The sequence below is a fragment of the Paractinoplanes bogorensis genome, assembly GCF_018829635.1.
Classification (GTDB): Bacteria; Actinomycetota; Actinomycetes; order Mycobacteriales; family Micromonosporaceae; genus Actinoplanes; species Actinoplanes bogorensis.
Genome location: NZ_JAHKKG010000005.1, coordinates 364,255 through 377,766, shown reverse-complemented (window position 1 = coordinate 377,766; position 13,512 = coordinate 364,255). Strand labels below are relative to the sequence as shown.

The window sequence follows — 13,512 nt, the reverse complement described above, 5'->3', positions numbered from 1 at the left end:
GCCGGTGACCGCTCAGGCGACCCACGGGCGTTCGGCCCGGTGGCGTTGCTTGGTGCGGTACATGTCGGCGTCGGCGGCCGCCGCCAGGTGTGCGAAGCCGGTGGCGGGAGCACCGGCGGCGTGACCGACGCTGGCGCCGATCTTGACGGTGCCGGTGCGGGTCTCGATGGTCTCGGTCAGGGCGTCGTGAATGCGGGCGGCGGTGTCGCGCAGCACCTTGTCGACGTCGCCGCCCGCCACCACCACGATGAACTCGTCGCCGCCGGCCCGGGCCAGCAGGTCACCCGGGCGGATCAGGGCGGTCATCCGCTCGGCCACGGTACGCAGCACCTCGTCGCCGGCGTCGTGCCCGCCCGCGTCGTTGATCGCCTTGAAGTCGTCGAGGTCGATCACCATCACGCCGACCGGGGTCTCGGGGCGGGCGGCCAGCTCGTCGGTGAAGGCCCGCAGCAGGGCCCGGTTGGCCAGGCCGGTCAGCGGGTCGTGGGTGGCCGCGTGGGCCAGCCGGGCCCGGCTCTCGGCCAGCTCGTGGTGCAACCTCGCGTGATGCACGGCCATCGACGCGTGCTGGGCGAAGAGTTCGAGCATTTCCCGCTGTACGGGCCCGGGCCGCCGCCCGTCGAGGGGCAGGTCGACGCTGAGCACTCCGACGAGTTCGCCGGTGGGGGCGGTCAGCGGCGCCAGGAGCATGTCGTCGGGGTGCCAGCCCTCGGGGTCGGTCGGCACGGGCAGCGTGTCCGACGTCCAGGTGATCATCGCGTCGGGCATGTCGTGGCCGTGGTCGATGAAGTAGAGCGATCCCCAGCGCTCGGCCTTGCCGAACAGCTCGTCCCAGATGGCCAGGGTGGTGCGGGTGCCGAGCAGCGAGCGCCGGATCTCGTCGGTGCCGTCGGCCGACACGACCGTGAAGTCGCCGTCGGGCTGCAGCACGTTGATCACCGCGACCTCGAAGCCGGAGGCCCGGGTGACGCCGTGGACCACCGCGTCCATCGTCGTGGTGAGGTCGAGGCTGGCGTGCACCGCCTTGCTGACCTCGTGCAGGGTACGCAGACCGTCGAGCTGTGCGAGGGCGTCGGACAGCTGTGACGACAGATCCTCGATGCTGGTCAAGCCGCCTCCCCAAGCGGTCGCGGCGTCCATGCCACGCACCTGAACACCGGATCTTATCCAGATCACGAGCCACTTCGCGCGCACCGTTCAGCCCATTCCCTTCCGTACGGGCAAGCGCTCCTGGTAGGCGCTGGTCACAAGCAGTGGAAAGCGGGCGCGCGGAGTGGTTGGGTTCTCCCGTGAGTGACGCTCCCGAGCTGACCGAGGCCGGCGCCGACACCGGTACGACCCGGTGGACGCACAAGGTCGCCCCGCTCCGCGACTTCCTGACCACCGAGGCGGGCAGCGCCGGGGTGCTGGTCGCGGCCATCGTCGCCGCGCTGCTGTGGGCGAACCTGGCCGACGGCAGCTATGAGTCGTTCTGGCACACCGAGCTGAGCATCGACCTGGGCGGCGCCGGCATCCACCTCGACCTGCGGGAATGGGTCAACAGCGGGCTGATGACGCTGTTCTTCCTGGTGGTCGGGCTGGAGGCGCGGCGCGAGTTCGACCTCGGCGACCTGCGCGACCGGCGGCGGTTCCTGCTCCCGGCGGCGGCCGGCGTCGCGGGCATGGCGCTGCCGGTCGGCATCTTCCTGGCGATCAACCACGGCGGCGCGGGCGCGGTCGGCTGGGGTGCGGCGATGAGCACCGACACCGCGCTCGCGCTGGGCCTGCTCGCACTGGTGGGGCGGCACATCCCCGTACAGGCGCGGCTGTTCCTGGTCTCGGTCTCGGTGGTCGACGACGTCGTCGCGCTGATCGTGATCGCGGTCGCCTACACCGACGAGATCCGGATCGCGCCGCTGCTGCTGGCCGTCGGGTTCTTCGCCGTCACGCTGGTGATGGTGCGCCTGGGCGTGCGCAGCGGCTACTGGTACCTGCCGTTCTGCCTGGTCATCTGGGGCGCGATGCTGGAGAGCGGGATCGACCCGGTGGTCTCCGGACTGGCGATCGGCCTGGCCACCGTGGCCTACACCCCGGCCCGGGAGAACCTGGAGCAGGCCAGCGACCTGTTCCGCTCGTTCCGCGAGCAGCCCACGGCCGAGCTGGCCCGCTTCGCCCGGCTCGGGCTGCTGCGCTCGCTCTCCCCCAACGACCGGTTGACCCGTACGTGGTCAGGCCTGTCGACGTACCTCATCGTGCCGCTGTTCGGCCTGGCCAACGCGGGCATCTCGATCGACATGAAGTTCCTCGGGATCGCGCTGATGTCGCCGGTCACGATCGGTGTCTTCGTGGCCTACGTGGTCGGCAAGCCGGTCGCGATCACCGGCACCTCGGCGCTGATCACGTGGATGAGCGGCGGGCGGGTCCGGCCCGCGGTGGGCTGGGCGTCGGTGCTGGGCGTGGGCACGATCGCCGGGATGGGCTTCACGGTGTCGTTCCTGATCGCCAACCTGGCCTTCTCCGGCGACGAGCTGGCCGAGGCCAAGCTGGGCCTGCTGCTCGCCATCCCGGCCGCGACCCTGGTCACCTGGGCCGTCTTCCGGGTGACCCAGATGCTGCCCAAGCCGCGCAAGGCGGTGGCGCTGCTGGGCGACGTCGACGACATCATCGACCTGATCCCCGACGTCGACCCCGACCGCGACCACACCCGCGGGCCGATCGACGCGTCGGTGACGCTGGTCGAGTACGGCGACTTCCAGTGCCCCTACTGCAACCGCGCCGAGCCGGTGGTCCGCGAGCTGATGACCGACGACGATCTGCTCTTCGTGTGGCGGCACCTGCCGCTGACCGACGTGCATCCGCAGGCCCAGCTGGCGGCGCAGGCGGCCGAGGCGGCCGGGCTGCAGGGCAAGTTCTGGGAGATGCACGACCTGCTGTTCGAGCACCAGGACCACCTGCGGATCATGGACCTCATCCGCTATGCCGGGGAGATCGGCCTCGACCAGGAGCGGTTCCACGCCGACATGGTGGAACCGACGTGCAAGGAGCACATCAACTCGGACGAGGAGTCGGCCGATCTCAGCGGCGTCTCGGGAACGCCGACGTTCTTCATCAACGGGCGGCGGCACTACGGGGCGTACGACGTGCACACGCTGAAGGAGGCGATCCGGACTGCCCGCGTACGGGCCAAGATCGCCTCCAAGCGCACGTAGTCGTTTACTGCAGACGGCTGCCGGCGGGCACCGGGGCCGGGAAACCGAGGACGGCGAGGCGGCCGTTCACCTGGTTCCCGGCCTGACAGTCGCTGGTGCAGGTGGTCGGCGGGTTGGCCACCTCGGTCGCGTCCTCGCCGGTGACCATGCCCATCCGGCCACCGCTGGCCACGTCCCAGACGCTGCGGTCACCGCAGTGGTCGCGGGTCTCGCTCAGGCCGAGCGTGTTGGTGAAGTCGGGTCCGCAGGCCGGCTCGAGCACCCGCGTGGCGACCTGGGCACTGTCCCGCAGCACGAGCTTGGGGGCGGCATCGCTGCCGATGTTGACGCGGGGCGTGACCCGGACGCAGAACTGGCCCGCCGGGCCGGTCTCGACCGAGGTGCAGCCGGAACCGAGCCACTGGCCGAGCCGGGCCCGGAAGTTCGGGTTGTCGTAGTAGAACGTCGAGCCGGCGGCCAGCGTGTGCGTGATCCGGGTGGCCGTGCCGTCGCCACGGGCCGGTTCCATCTGGAAGATGCCGCCCTGGGCGCAGTCCTTGGCCTGGATCTTCATGCTCAGCCCGTTCGGGCCGGTGCGCGAGATGACCATGTCCTCGTCGCGCAGCTCGAGGCTGATCGCACTGGTCAGGGTCAGGCCGCGGTGATCCGGGACCTTACTGGCATAGATTCCCACCGTACGGCCACCGGTCATGTCCCCGGTGTTGGCGGCGCCGGTGAACGCGTAGTCGTACAGGGCGAACGTGGCCGGGTCGACGGTGAAGCGGGTGTATTTGCCCTGCACGGTGAACCGGCCGGCGGGCGCGGCGACCGTGCCGCGGAAGCGGTCCTTGGTGCCGGTCTTGCCGAGGACGCTGTAGCTGCCCCCGGTGCAGAACTTGGAGCTGGCGGCCTGGGCGGCGGGCGCCGAGGCGACCACGGCCAGGGGGACGACCGCGAGGGCGGCGAGGGCCGCGGCGAAGCGCTTGATTGACATGGGCCGAACTGTCGCGCCTTCCCGCCTAACCGGGTGTTAGTTGAGGGTTAAAGCAACCCTAAGGACTTTTGCCGTCGGCAAAGAAAGTTTGGGAAGAGACATCGAAAGTCATGGACGCCGACGGGCGGAAGCCCCAGGATATTCACAGCCCTGAATTCCGCCGGTAACCCGGGAGCGCCGATGAAACGACTGCTCGTGGCCGCCCTCCTCCTAGGCCCGCTGGCCGCGCCGAGCGCCGCCTACGCCGCCGATCCGCCCCAGGAGCCGGGGGTCACCCTCCGGACGTACGACATCGGCGTGCCGATGAGCAAGGTCTGCGAGCTCAAGCCCGGCCAGACCCCCAATGTGGACAAGCTGATGCCGAACGTCGACTGGTCCACCACCGACCAGTTCGGACTGAACGACAACTTCGTCACGCACGCGCTGGCCAACCTGACCGCGCCGGCCGCCGGGGCATACACGTTCCGGCTGGTCAGCGACGACGGTTCCAAGCTCTTCCTGGACGACCAGCTGGTGATCGACCACGACGGGCTGCACGACGTCGAGCCGCCCGGCGAGGGAACGGTCGAGCTGACGGCCGGGGTGCACCGGCTGCGGGTCGAGCACTTCGACCGTACGGGCGGACAGCGTTTGACCCTGTCGTGGCGACCGCCGGGAGCGGGTGACTTCGCGGTTGTGCCCACCGAGGCGCTGAGCACCGACGCCGGAGTCGTCCGGGTCACCGCACCCGGCCAGAAGGAGTGCACCTCGGGCACCGACACCCCCGGTGACGGGCTGCCGCTGACCGCGGTGAACCCGGGCTACGACCTCACGAACCTCCGCCCGCCGGGCTTCGAGCCCCAGGTCACCGGCATCGCGTGGCGGCCCGACGGCAAGATGGTGCTCAGCACGTGGGGCGGGTCGGACCAGGTCAAGGGTGAGGTCTATCTGCTGTCGGGTGTCACGGGGGCCGGGCCGGTCACGTACAAGAAAATCGCCGGTGGCCTCAAGGAACCGATGGGCATCGCCGTCGTCGACGGGCTCGTCTACGTGTCGCAGAAGCACGAGCTGACCGAGCTCAAGGACACCGACGGCGACGACGTGCTCGACGCGAAGCGCACGGTCGCGACGTGGCCGTTCGGCGGGAACTTCCACGAGTTCGCGTTCGGGCTGCTCTACAAGGGCGGCAACTTCTATCTGAACCTGTCGGTGTCGATCAACCTGGGCGGCGCGACCACCGACCCGCAGCCGGTCAACGGGCGCGGCACGTCGATCGTGGTCAACCGCAAGTCCGGCAAGGTGACGACCGTGGCCGGCGGACTGCGTACGCCGAACGGGCTCGGCTGGGGTCCCGACGGTGACCTCTACGTGACCGACAACCAGGGTGGCTGGCTGCCCTCGTCCAAGCTCGTGAAGATCGAGGAGGACGCGTTCTTCAACCACTACACCAACCCGGACGGCAAGTTCGACGCCAACCCGGTGACCCGGCCGGTGCTGTGGATGCCGCAGAACCAGATCGCCAACTCCCCCAGCACGCCGGTCCTGCTCAAGAGCGGACCCTTCAAGGGCCAGTTCGTGATCGGTGACGTGACGTACGGCGGGTTGCAGCGGGCGTACCTCGACACGGTCCACGGCGTCGAGCAGGGCGCGGTGTTCCGGCACACGCAGGGCCTCGAGGCCGGCATCAACCGGGTGTCGCTCGGGCCGGACGGCGCGATCTATGTCGGCGGGCTCGGCGCCGACGGCAACTGGGGGCAGGAGGGCAAGCTGCGGTTCGGCCTGCAGAAGCTCACCCCGAACGGTAAAAACGTGTTCGACATGAAGAGCATGAAGGCGGTCCAGGGCGGCTTCAAGATCGAGTACACCAAGCCCGTGGGTGATCTTCCGGCCTATTCCGTCGAGCAGTGGCGCTACGTCCCGACCGCCCAGTACGGCGGGCCCGAGGTCGACAAGGAGACCCTCACGGTCACGTCGGCCAAGGTGTCGGGCGACCGTAAGACGGTGACGCTCACGGTCCCCGGGCTGCGCAAGGACCGGGTCGTGCACCTGCGCTCACCGCGGCCGTTCACCGCCCGCGACGGTGAGGCACTGTGGAGCACCGAAGCCTGGTACACCATGAACGAACTGCCCGGCCCGCGTACGCAACAGGTCTTCTACGAGGCCGAGGAGGGCTACCGCGAGGGCGCCGCGGCCCTGGCCACCGACCACCGGGGCTACTCGGGCATCGGGTTCGTGGCCGGAATGGGCGCCCTGAACGCCTCTACGACGTCGCACGTCACGGTCGACAAGGCGGGCGACTACGCGGTCGGCCTGCGCTACTCCAACGGGCCCAACCCGTTCAGCGGCACCAAGACGGTCAGCGTCTATGTCAACGCCAAGAAGATCCGCCAGGTCGAGCTGCCGTCCACGGTGACGTGGGAGGAGTGGGCCACGGTGACCGAGAACCTGAAACTGAAGAAGGGCGTCAACGCGATCCAGTTCCGGGTCGACGCCACCGACACCGGACACGTCAACCTGGACCTGCTCAGCGTCCGCACGCCGGGTTCCCGCATCGTCCTGTTCGACGGCCATGGTCTCGACAACTGGCAGCACACGGACGGCCGGCGCCCGCAGTGGCCCGTCTCCGGGGACGGCTCTACCGAGGTCTGCTGTGGTGACTTGCGCACCCTTGAAGCGTTCGGCGACTACACGCTGCACGTCGAGTTCAAGGTGCCGCTGCTGCCGCCCGACGTGACCGGCCAGAACCGCGGCAACTCCGGCGTCTACCAGCAGGAGCGCTACGAGCTGCAGATCCTCGACTCGTACGGGGACACGACGCTCGCGAACAACGAGGCGGGCGCGATCTACACGGTCAAGGCACCCGACGTGAACGCGGCCACCGCACCCGAGACCTGGCAGACGTACGACATCCAGTTCCGGGCGGCCCGCTACGACGAGGCCGGCGCCAAGACCGCGAACGCCCGCATCACGGTCGTCTGGAACGGCCAGAAGGTCCACGACGACATCGAGATCCCGAACGGCACCGGCGGCAACATCCCCGAGGGCCCGGCCACCGGTTCGATCCGCCTGCAGGACCACGGCAACAAGGTCCAGTACCGCAACATCTGGATCGAGCCGGCGCTCTAGCACGTCCGGGGCGGCCGGCCGCGATGGCCGGCCGCCTCGTGGCCCGCCGGTCAGCGGGCGCGCGTCCGGTTGTTGCGGGCGTCATGGGTCAGTTCGGCCAGGCCGAGCTCCTCCAGCAGCGGCGGCAGATACATGCCGAACCGGCCGCGGTAGCCCTTGCGGAGGCCGTACCAGCCGCCGACCGGGTTGTCCGGGGAACGGCCCCACGCCTCGACCGTCCCGTCGGCGGCCGGCTTGTTCTCGTCGGCGGCGCCGAGCGGCACCCAGTCGGCCTGCTGTCGCAGCCAGGCGTGGAGGTCTTCGACGGCGCTGAGCCGGTAGGTCAGCCGTGTGGTGCCGACCTGGCAGACGAGGGCGTCAGGATCGCGGTACATCGTGTATCGCGAGGATCCCGGTGGCGTACGCAAGTGCCAGGGGTCGTCCTGTGTTCCAGCGGCCATGATCGCTCCCTCTGCCGGTGCGGCGCCACCACGAACCGTACGACGCGACGGCGGTCCGGACTGCGGTAAACGCTGGAGTCACCCCGGTGGTTGCTCTATCGCATAGTCGACACGGGCAGCGCGGGCCGGGCCGCCAGGCCGAGAATTCAGCTCGATGAATGTGGTCGATACGGGGAGATGGACATGAACAGGAAGAGCATTGCCGCACTGGCCGTCGCGGTCGGCACCGTGGCGAGCACCGCGATGGTGAACCCGGCCGGGGCGGCGTCGGTGTCCGGGTGTGCCGGCGCATACAAGATCGTTTCGGTCAGCATCAAGTACAAGGGGTGCCAGCACGTCACGAGCAGCGCGGGCCAGGTGCTGGTCGATGGTGCCCGGCTCAACGACCACGGCAGCCCGGTCAGCGTGTCCTACCAGTTCGCGCTCCGCGACTCCACCGCGGGCAGCGTCACCTACGGCGGCACGTGGTTCACCCAGACCTGGCCCACCGGCTCGGGCATGACCAACCAGTCCGAGCGGTTCGCCTGCATCCGCGGGCATTCCATCCGCGGACTGATGCACGTCAAGGTGAACGGCTCGACGGGGGCCTGGTCGGAGTCGCCCACCTTCACGTGCCGGTGACCGTCCCAACGGATTGTCCCAGCAGGTCGGGACACCGGGCCCGTGTGGGCGGGAGCGGGAATTTCTAGCGTGAAAGCCTCGACAACCGCTCATCGGGAGGCTTTCCATGGGACGCATGACCCGCTCGACCGCGCTTCGGATCGCGGCCGCTCTGTCCGTGCTGGTGGCGATCATCGGCGTCGTCGCATACGACCTGCCGGGCCTGATCGCGGGCGCGGACGGCAGCCACGGCCCGTTCGCGCTCGTGCTCGGCAGCTTCACCTCGGACGTGCTCGCGCTCGTGGCGGCGTACGGGGCCTGGCGTCAGCAGAAGTGGGGCGTGGTGCTGCTGATCGCGGTCAACGCGTTCTGGATCGTGCAGGCGGTGACCTCGCTGCTGTTCGACGAGGGTGGGCCGGCGCTGGCGTTCGCCTCGGTGATGCTCGTGCACCACATCGTGGTGATCTCGCTCTGCCTCTGGCGCGAACGGGTGGTCAGTGCGGTCTGACCCTGCCGCCCGGCGGCTCTACCAGCTGCTGTATCCGTTTCTGCTGATCTGGTACGCCTTCGTGGTGGCCGGCCTGACCGCGGTCGCCACCACGTGGCCGCAGCGCCCGATCGGTTCGCTCGACGAGATCCCCTGGTGGTCGCACGCGATCGCGATCGCCGTCGTGGCGGCCACCTGGGCGCCGGTGTCGGCGTTCCTCGACCGGGGCGTGCACCAGCTGGCGTTCGGGCAGCGGGACAACGCGTACGAGGTGGCCGGACATGTCTCACGGCAGTTGCTGCCGAGCGTGGCCGCGGCACTCGCGGACACGATGGCCCTGCCGTATGCCGAGTTCGTGGCTGCGGACGGGCGGGTCGTCACCGCGTACGGGAAAGCTCCGGAAGGTTCTTCGATCGTGGCCATCCCGCTCACCTTCGACGGGCACGAGCTGGGCATTCTGCGGGTCAGCGCGCGCCGCCGCCGGGATCGCCTGTCCGCGGCCGATGTCCGGCTGCTCGAGGATCTGGCCCGGCAGGTGGCGATGACCCTCTATGCCCAGCAGTCGCGCGAGCAGCTGGTGACGGCGCGCGAGGAGGAGCGTCGCCGGATCCGCCGCGATCTGCATGACGGGCTCGCGCCCACGCTGGCGTCGCTGGCGCTGCGGCTCGGCGTGCTGCAGCGGTCGGTCGACGGCGAGACCGCGGCGATGGTGGCCGAGCTGCGGGCGGACGCGCGGCAGGCCACGGCCGACATCCGCCGCCTGGTGTACGAGTTGCGCCCGCCCATGCTCGACGAGTTCGGGCTGGTCGACGCACTGCGCAACCTGCGGTCGGACGACACCCTGTCCCGTACGGTCTCAGCGCCCGACCCGATGCCCGCCCTGCCGGCCGCCGTGGAGGTCGCCCTCTACCGGATCGCGGCCGAGGCCCTGCACAACGCCGCCCGGCACGCCGGCGCCGCCCGGTGCACGGTCGAGCTGACGGTGGCCGGGGGCGAGGTGACCCTCGTCGTCACCGATGACGGCCGGGGCCTGCCCGACGACTATCTTGCGGGAGTGGGTCACCAGTCGATGCGCGAGCGGAGCACCGAGCTGGGCGGCACGCTCGACATCGGCGCCGGACCGGCCGGTGGCACCCGGGTGGCCGTCGTCCTGCCGACGGGGGCCGCATGATCACGACCTTGATCGCCGACGACCACCCGATGTTCCGCAAGGGTCTGCGGGCCCTGCTGACCACGCTGCCCGAGGTCGAGCTGGTCGGGGAGGCGACCGACGGGAACGAGGCGGTGCGGCTGGCCCGGGAGCTGCGGCCCCGGCTGATCCTGCTCGACCTGCACATGCCGGGCGGCGACGGCCTGACCGCGATCCGCCGCCTGACCGCCGAGCCGGACGCGCCGTACATCCTGGTCGTCACCATGTTCGAGGACGACGACTCGGTGTTCGCGGCCCTGCGCGCCGGCGCCCGCGGCTACGTGCTCAAGGACACCGACGACGAGGAGATGGCCCGGGCGATCCTGGCCGTGGGCAACGGCGAGGCCATCTTCAGCGCCGCCGTCGCCGGCCGGATCGCCGCCTTCTTCGCGGGCCGGCCGGCCGAACCGTTCCCCGGCCTGACCCCGAGCGAGCGCAACGTGCTGCACCTGATGTCGCGGGGCCGGTCCAACGACGCGATCGCGGCCGAGTTGCATCTGAGTTCCAAGACGGTGCGCAACTACGTGAGCAACGTCTTCGCCAAGCTGCACGTGCGCAGCCGCGCCGAGGCGATCGCCCGCGCCCGCGACGAAGGCCTTTAACCCAGCTCCCCGCGGGCGACCAGGGCCCAGCACAGGCAGCCGAACGCGAGCGTGGTGGCGATGGTGCGGATGAGGTTGAAGGCGCTCCAGCGGGCCTCGTCGAACGCGGCTCGGACGGCGGCCGGGTCGGTCATCGTGGCCGGGTCGCCGGCCGCCTTGAGGGCGTCGTTCATCGGGACGTTCACCGCGACCGTGATCGCGAAGACGATGATGTAGAGCACCAGCGCGGCCAGCACCCAGGGCAGGATCCGCCGGCCCGGGCTGAGGAACGCCGCGACGGCGGTGAAGATCAGGGCGCCGCCGAAGCTGAGCATGAACCAGGGGTTGATGATGGCCCGGTCCATCGACTGGAAGGCCCCGATGAAGGTGCGGTCGTCGGTGCGGCCCAGCCCCACCATCACGGTGTGCTGGTAGAGGCCGAAGACGCCGGCCATCAGCCCGGTGGTCATGGTCGCCGCGATCAGCGCGGTCACTCGGAGTGCGAACATGCTGACAAGTCAACCGGGGTCGGGCCCGGCTCGACATCGCTGAGAATCCACCGCCCATACGCGTAAATCTTAAGTACGGCTCCCCGGCGCCGATCTCCACCCTCGCAGGATGCCTGCGAGACCGAGTTGGAGCCGCCATGCCCCCCGCACTGCCAGGTGATCATGGCGTCGTGCCCCGGACAAGCCGGTTATGGCTCTGGTTCCTGCTGGCCGGCACCGTGGTCGCGTCGGCGTACATCATGCTGCCGCAGAACCAGGTCACCAGCTGGATCTTCCCCGCGGTCAACACGAGCGGCGCCGTGGCGGCGTGGATCGGCCTGGCCCGGGGCAAGCCGCGCAACCGGTCGGCCTGGACCATGCTGGCCGCCGCGCTTTCGCTGTCGGCCGCCGGTGACATCATCTTCGCCGGCTACGACCTGTTCCACGCCGAGGCACCGTTCCCCTCGGTGGCCGACGTCCTCTACATCGCCGCGCACCTGCTCGCGGCGGCGGCCGTCGTCCGCCTGAGCCATCACGCCGGCCGTGACAGCATGCTCGAGGCGGGCGTGCTGACCGTGCCGCTCGCCCTGCAGTACTGGATCCACTTCATCAGCCCGACGCTCCAGGACGGCGGCACCACGCTGGCCGTACTGGTCGCCGTGGTCACCCCGGTCGGCACGCTGATCGTGCTGTTCGGGGCGCTGCGGGCGGGCCTGAGCATGGAGATGCGGCGCGCCCCGGCCCGGCTGCTGGTGGCCGGCATGGTGGCCTGGTTCATCCCGGACGCCTACTACGCGACGGCGAGCCTCAACGGCACGTACGTCGGCGGCGGCTGGATGGACCTGGGCTGGATGCTCATGCCCCTGCTGCTCGGCGCGGCCGCCCTGCACCCGCAGATGCCGCAGCTCAACGTGCCGTTGCACGTCTCCACCAACATTCTCAGCGTACGCCGCTACCTGCTGGTCATCGCCGGTGTGCTGACCCTGGACGCGTACGCCGCGATCACCGCCGACGGTGCCGACCAGCTCGTCGGCGTGGCCGTGCTGATCTCGGCCACCCTGGCCGCCATCCGCATCCGCCGGCCGCTGCGCGACATGGGCCGCCGCGCCACCCAGGACGCGCTGACCGGGCTGCCCAACCGCACCGAGCTGCTCCGGCGGCTCACGTTCGCCCTGGCCGAGCTGCCCGCCGACGGCAGCAGCAAGGTCGCCCTGCTGTTCTGCGACCTCGACCGGTTCAAGGACGTCAACGACAGCATGGGCCACGCGGCGGGCGACACGATGCTGGTCACGATCGCCGAGCGGATAGCCGGATCGGTGCGCGACGGCCGCGACGTGGTGGCCCGGCTCGGCGGCGACGAGTTCGTCATCCTGATGCCCGAGGCCACCGACGCCGACACCGACGTGGTCGCCGAACGGCTGGTCACCACGTTCACCGAGCCGATCGTCATCGACGGCGTGGAACTCTTCCCGTCCGTGTCGGTCGGCGTCCGCACCACCGACGACTACAAGGCCGACCCGGACGAACTGCTGCGCGACGCCGACACCGCGATGTACCGGGCCAAGACGGCCGGCCGGGGCCGGGCCGAGCGGTTCGACGACCGGTACGCGGCCGAGGCCGGTGCCCGCCTGCGCCTGGACACCGAGCTGCGGCACGCCCTGGCCAACGGCGAGCTGGAATGCGTCTACCACCCCGAGATCGACCTGAAGACCGGCCGCCTGTACGCGCTGGAGGCCCTCGTCCGCTGGCGGCACCCGACGCGCGGGCTGCTGACCCCCGACGAGTTCGTGCCGCACGCCGAGACCCACGGGGTCATCGGGCAGCTGTTCGAGCTGGTGCTGCACCAGGTGCTGACCCAGCAGGACGCCTGGGCGGCCGAGTTCGGCTGGCGCCCGCCGGTGGCCGTCAACGTGTCTCCGCGCCAGTTGAGCGACCCCCGGCTCATCCCGGTCGTGCTGGACACCCTGAGGGAGCACGACGCCCCGCCGTCGTCCCTGATCCTCGAGGTGACCGAGACCGCCCTGGTCGACGACACCGTGATGACCGGGACGCTGGCCGACCTGCGCGCCCACGGTGTGGCGGTGGCCGTGGACGACTTCGGCACCGGTTACTCGTCGGTGTCCCGCCTGGCCGACCGGCACTGGGACGCGCTGAAGATCGACCGCAGCTTCGTCTCCGGGATCGCCGGCGACGAGTCGCGCGAGGGCGTGGTCCGGGCGATGATCGCGCTGGCCCACTCGCTGAAGCTGCGGGCGATCGCCGAGGGCGTCGAGGACGAGGCCACCCTGACCAAACTGCGCGAACTGGGCTGCGACGCGGCCCAGGGCTACCACTACACCGAGCCGGTCGACGCCGACGCCATCACCGGGATGATCGCCGAGTCGCCGCAGTGGGAGGCCCTGCCGGCCGCCGCCTGAGCCTTGGTTACCGGCGGGGAATGTTCGTCACGGAGCGCGTCCAG

Annotated in this window: 11 protein-coding genes; 7 read left to right on the top strand and 4 right to left on the bottom strand. The window is 70.3% G+C overall.

Annotation, left to right across the window (positions count from 1 at the left end; translation table 11 throughout):
- Positions 1 to 12: 12 nt before the first annotated feature.
- Positions 13 to 1,110 (bottom strand): diguanylate cyclase domain-containing protein, encoded by a 1,098-nt coding sequence (locus KOI35_RS17135; RefSeq protein WP_215788451.1) that lies wholly within the window; start codon positions 1,108 to 1,110, stop codon positions 13 to 15.
- A 179-nt stretch (positions 1,111 to 1,289) separates the two neighbouring features.
- Between KOI35_RS17135 and KOI35_RS17130 the strand changes: the two genes are divergently transcribed.
- The gene (locus KOI35_RS17130) at positions 1,290 to 3,188 is read left to right on the top strand and encodes a Na+/H+ antiporter NhaA (protein ID WP_308121041.1); all 1,899 of its coding nucleotides are present in this window, start codon (positions 1,290 to 1,292) and stop codon (positions 3,186 to 3,188) included.
- A 4-nt stretch (positions 3,189 to 3,192) separates the two neighbouring features.
- Here KOI35_RS17130 and KOI35_RS17125 read toward each other — a convergent pair whose 3' ends face one another.
- Complete coding sequence (locus KOI35_RS17125) at positions 3,193 to 4,161, bottom strand: hypothetical protein (protein ID WP_215788450.1); 969 nt, start codon at positions 4,159 to 4,161, stop codon at positions 3,193 to 3,195.
- 180 nt (positions 4,162 to 4,341) lie between these two features.
- On the opposite strand from KOI35_RS17125, the gene KOI35_RS17120 reads away from it, so the two are divergent.
- Positions 4,342 to 7,266, top strand: a complete 2,925-nt coding sequence (locus KOI35_RS17120) for a 3-keto-alpha-glucoside-1,2-lyase-like domain-containing protein (RefSeq protein WP_215788449.1) — start codon at positions 4,342 to 4,344, stop codon at positions 7,264 to 7,266.
- Positions 7,267 to 7,316: 50 nt separating this feature from the next.
- On the opposite strand, the gene KOI35_RS17115 is transcribed toward KOI35_RS17120, so the two are convergent.
- On the bottom strand, positions 7,317 to 7,706 hold the full coding sequence (locus KOI35_RS17115; RefSeq protein WP_246613249.1) for a DUF6855 family protein: 390 nt from the start codon (positions 7,704 to 7,706) through the stop codon (positions 7,317 to 7,319).
- A 183-nt stretch (positions 7,707 to 7,889) separates the two neighbouring features.
- On the opposite strand from KOI35_RS17115, the gene KOI35_RS17110 reads away from it, so the two are divergent.
- From KOI35_RS17110 to KOI35_RS17095, 4 genes are all read left to right on the top strand, one after another.
- Positions 7,890 to 8,327 (top strand): hypothetical protein, encoded by a 438-nt coding sequence (locus KOI35_RS17110; RefSeq protein WP_215788448.1) that lies wholly within the window; start codon positions 7,890 to 7,892, stop codon positions 8,325 to 8,327.
- 115 nt (positions 8,328 to 8,442) lie between these two features.
- Positions 8,443 to 8,814 carry a hypothetical protein gene (locus tag KOI35_RS17105; RefSeq protein ID WP_215788447.1) on the top strand — a complete coding sequence of 124 codons (372 nt, stop codon included), beginning with the start codon at positions 8,443 to 8,445 and terminating at the stop codon, positions 8,812 to 8,814.
- A complete protein-coding gene (locus KOI35_RS48950; RefSeq protein WP_215788446.1) occupies positions 8,804 to 9,964 on the top strand; it encodes a GAF domain-containing sensor histidine kinase in 1,161 nt (386 codons plus the stop codon). The genes KOI35_RS17105 and KOI35_RS48950 overlap by 11 nt, the downstream gene beginning before the upstream one ends.
- Complete coding sequence (locus KOI35_RS17095) at positions 9,961 to 10,584, top strand: response regulator (protein WP_215788445.1); 624 nt, start codon at positions 9,961 to 9,963, stop codon at positions 10,582 to 10,584. Before KOI35_RS48950 ends, KOI35_RS17095 begins: the two co-directional genes overlap by 4 nt.
- Here the strand turns inward: KOI35_RS17095 and KOI35_RS17090 are convergent.
- Positions 10,581 to 11,072: an anthrone oxygenase family protein gene (locus KOI35_RS17090; RefSeq protein WP_246613248.1), complete on the bottom strand. Its 492-nt coding sequence runs from the start codon at positions 11,070 to 11,072 to the stop codon at positions 10,581 to 10,583. The two genes, KOI35_RS17095 and KOI35_RS17090, sit on opposite strands and share 4 nt — an antisense overlap.
- 170 nt (positions 11,073 to 11,242) lie before the next feature.
- Between KOI35_RS17090 and KOI35_RS48945 the strand changes: the two genes are divergently transcribed.
- Positions 11,243 to 13,468, top strand: a complete 2,226-nt coding sequence (locus KOI35_RS48945) for a putative bifunctional diguanylate cyclase/phosphodiesterase (protein ID WP_215788444.1) — start codon at positions 11,243 to 11,245, stop codon at positions 13,466 to 13,468.
- Positions 13,469 to 13,512 lie beyond the last annotated feature (44 nt).

Coding starts and splice junctions, on each gene's coding strand:
- KOI35_RS17125 (WP_215788450.1), bottom strand. CDS start 4,161: ATGTCAATCAAGCGCTTCGCCGCGGCCCTCGCCGCCCTCGCGGTCGTC.
- KOI35_RS17120 (WP_215788449.1), top strand. CDS start 4,342: ATGAAACGACTGCTCGTGGCCGCCCTCCTCCTAGGCCCGCTGGCCGCG.
- KOI35_RS17115 (WP_246613249.1), bottom strand. CDS start 7,706: ATGGCCGCTGGAACACAGGACGACCCCTGGCACTTGCGTACGCCACCG.
- KOI35_RS17110 (WP_215788448.1), top strand. CDS start 7,890: ATGAACAGGAAGAGCATTGCCGCACTGGCCGTCGCGGTCGGCACCGTG.
- KOI35_RS17105 (WP_215788447.1), top strand. CDS start 8,443: ATGACCCGCTCGACCGCGCTTCGGATCGCGGCCGCTCTGTCCGTGCTG.
- KOI35_RS17095 (WP_215788445.1), top strand. CDS start 9,961: ATGATCACGACCTTGATCGCCGACGACCACCCGATGTTCCGCAAGGGT.
- KOI35_RS17090 (WP_246613248.1), bottom strand. CDS start 11,072: ATGTTCGCACTCCGAGTGACCGCGCTGATCGCGGCGACCATGACCACC.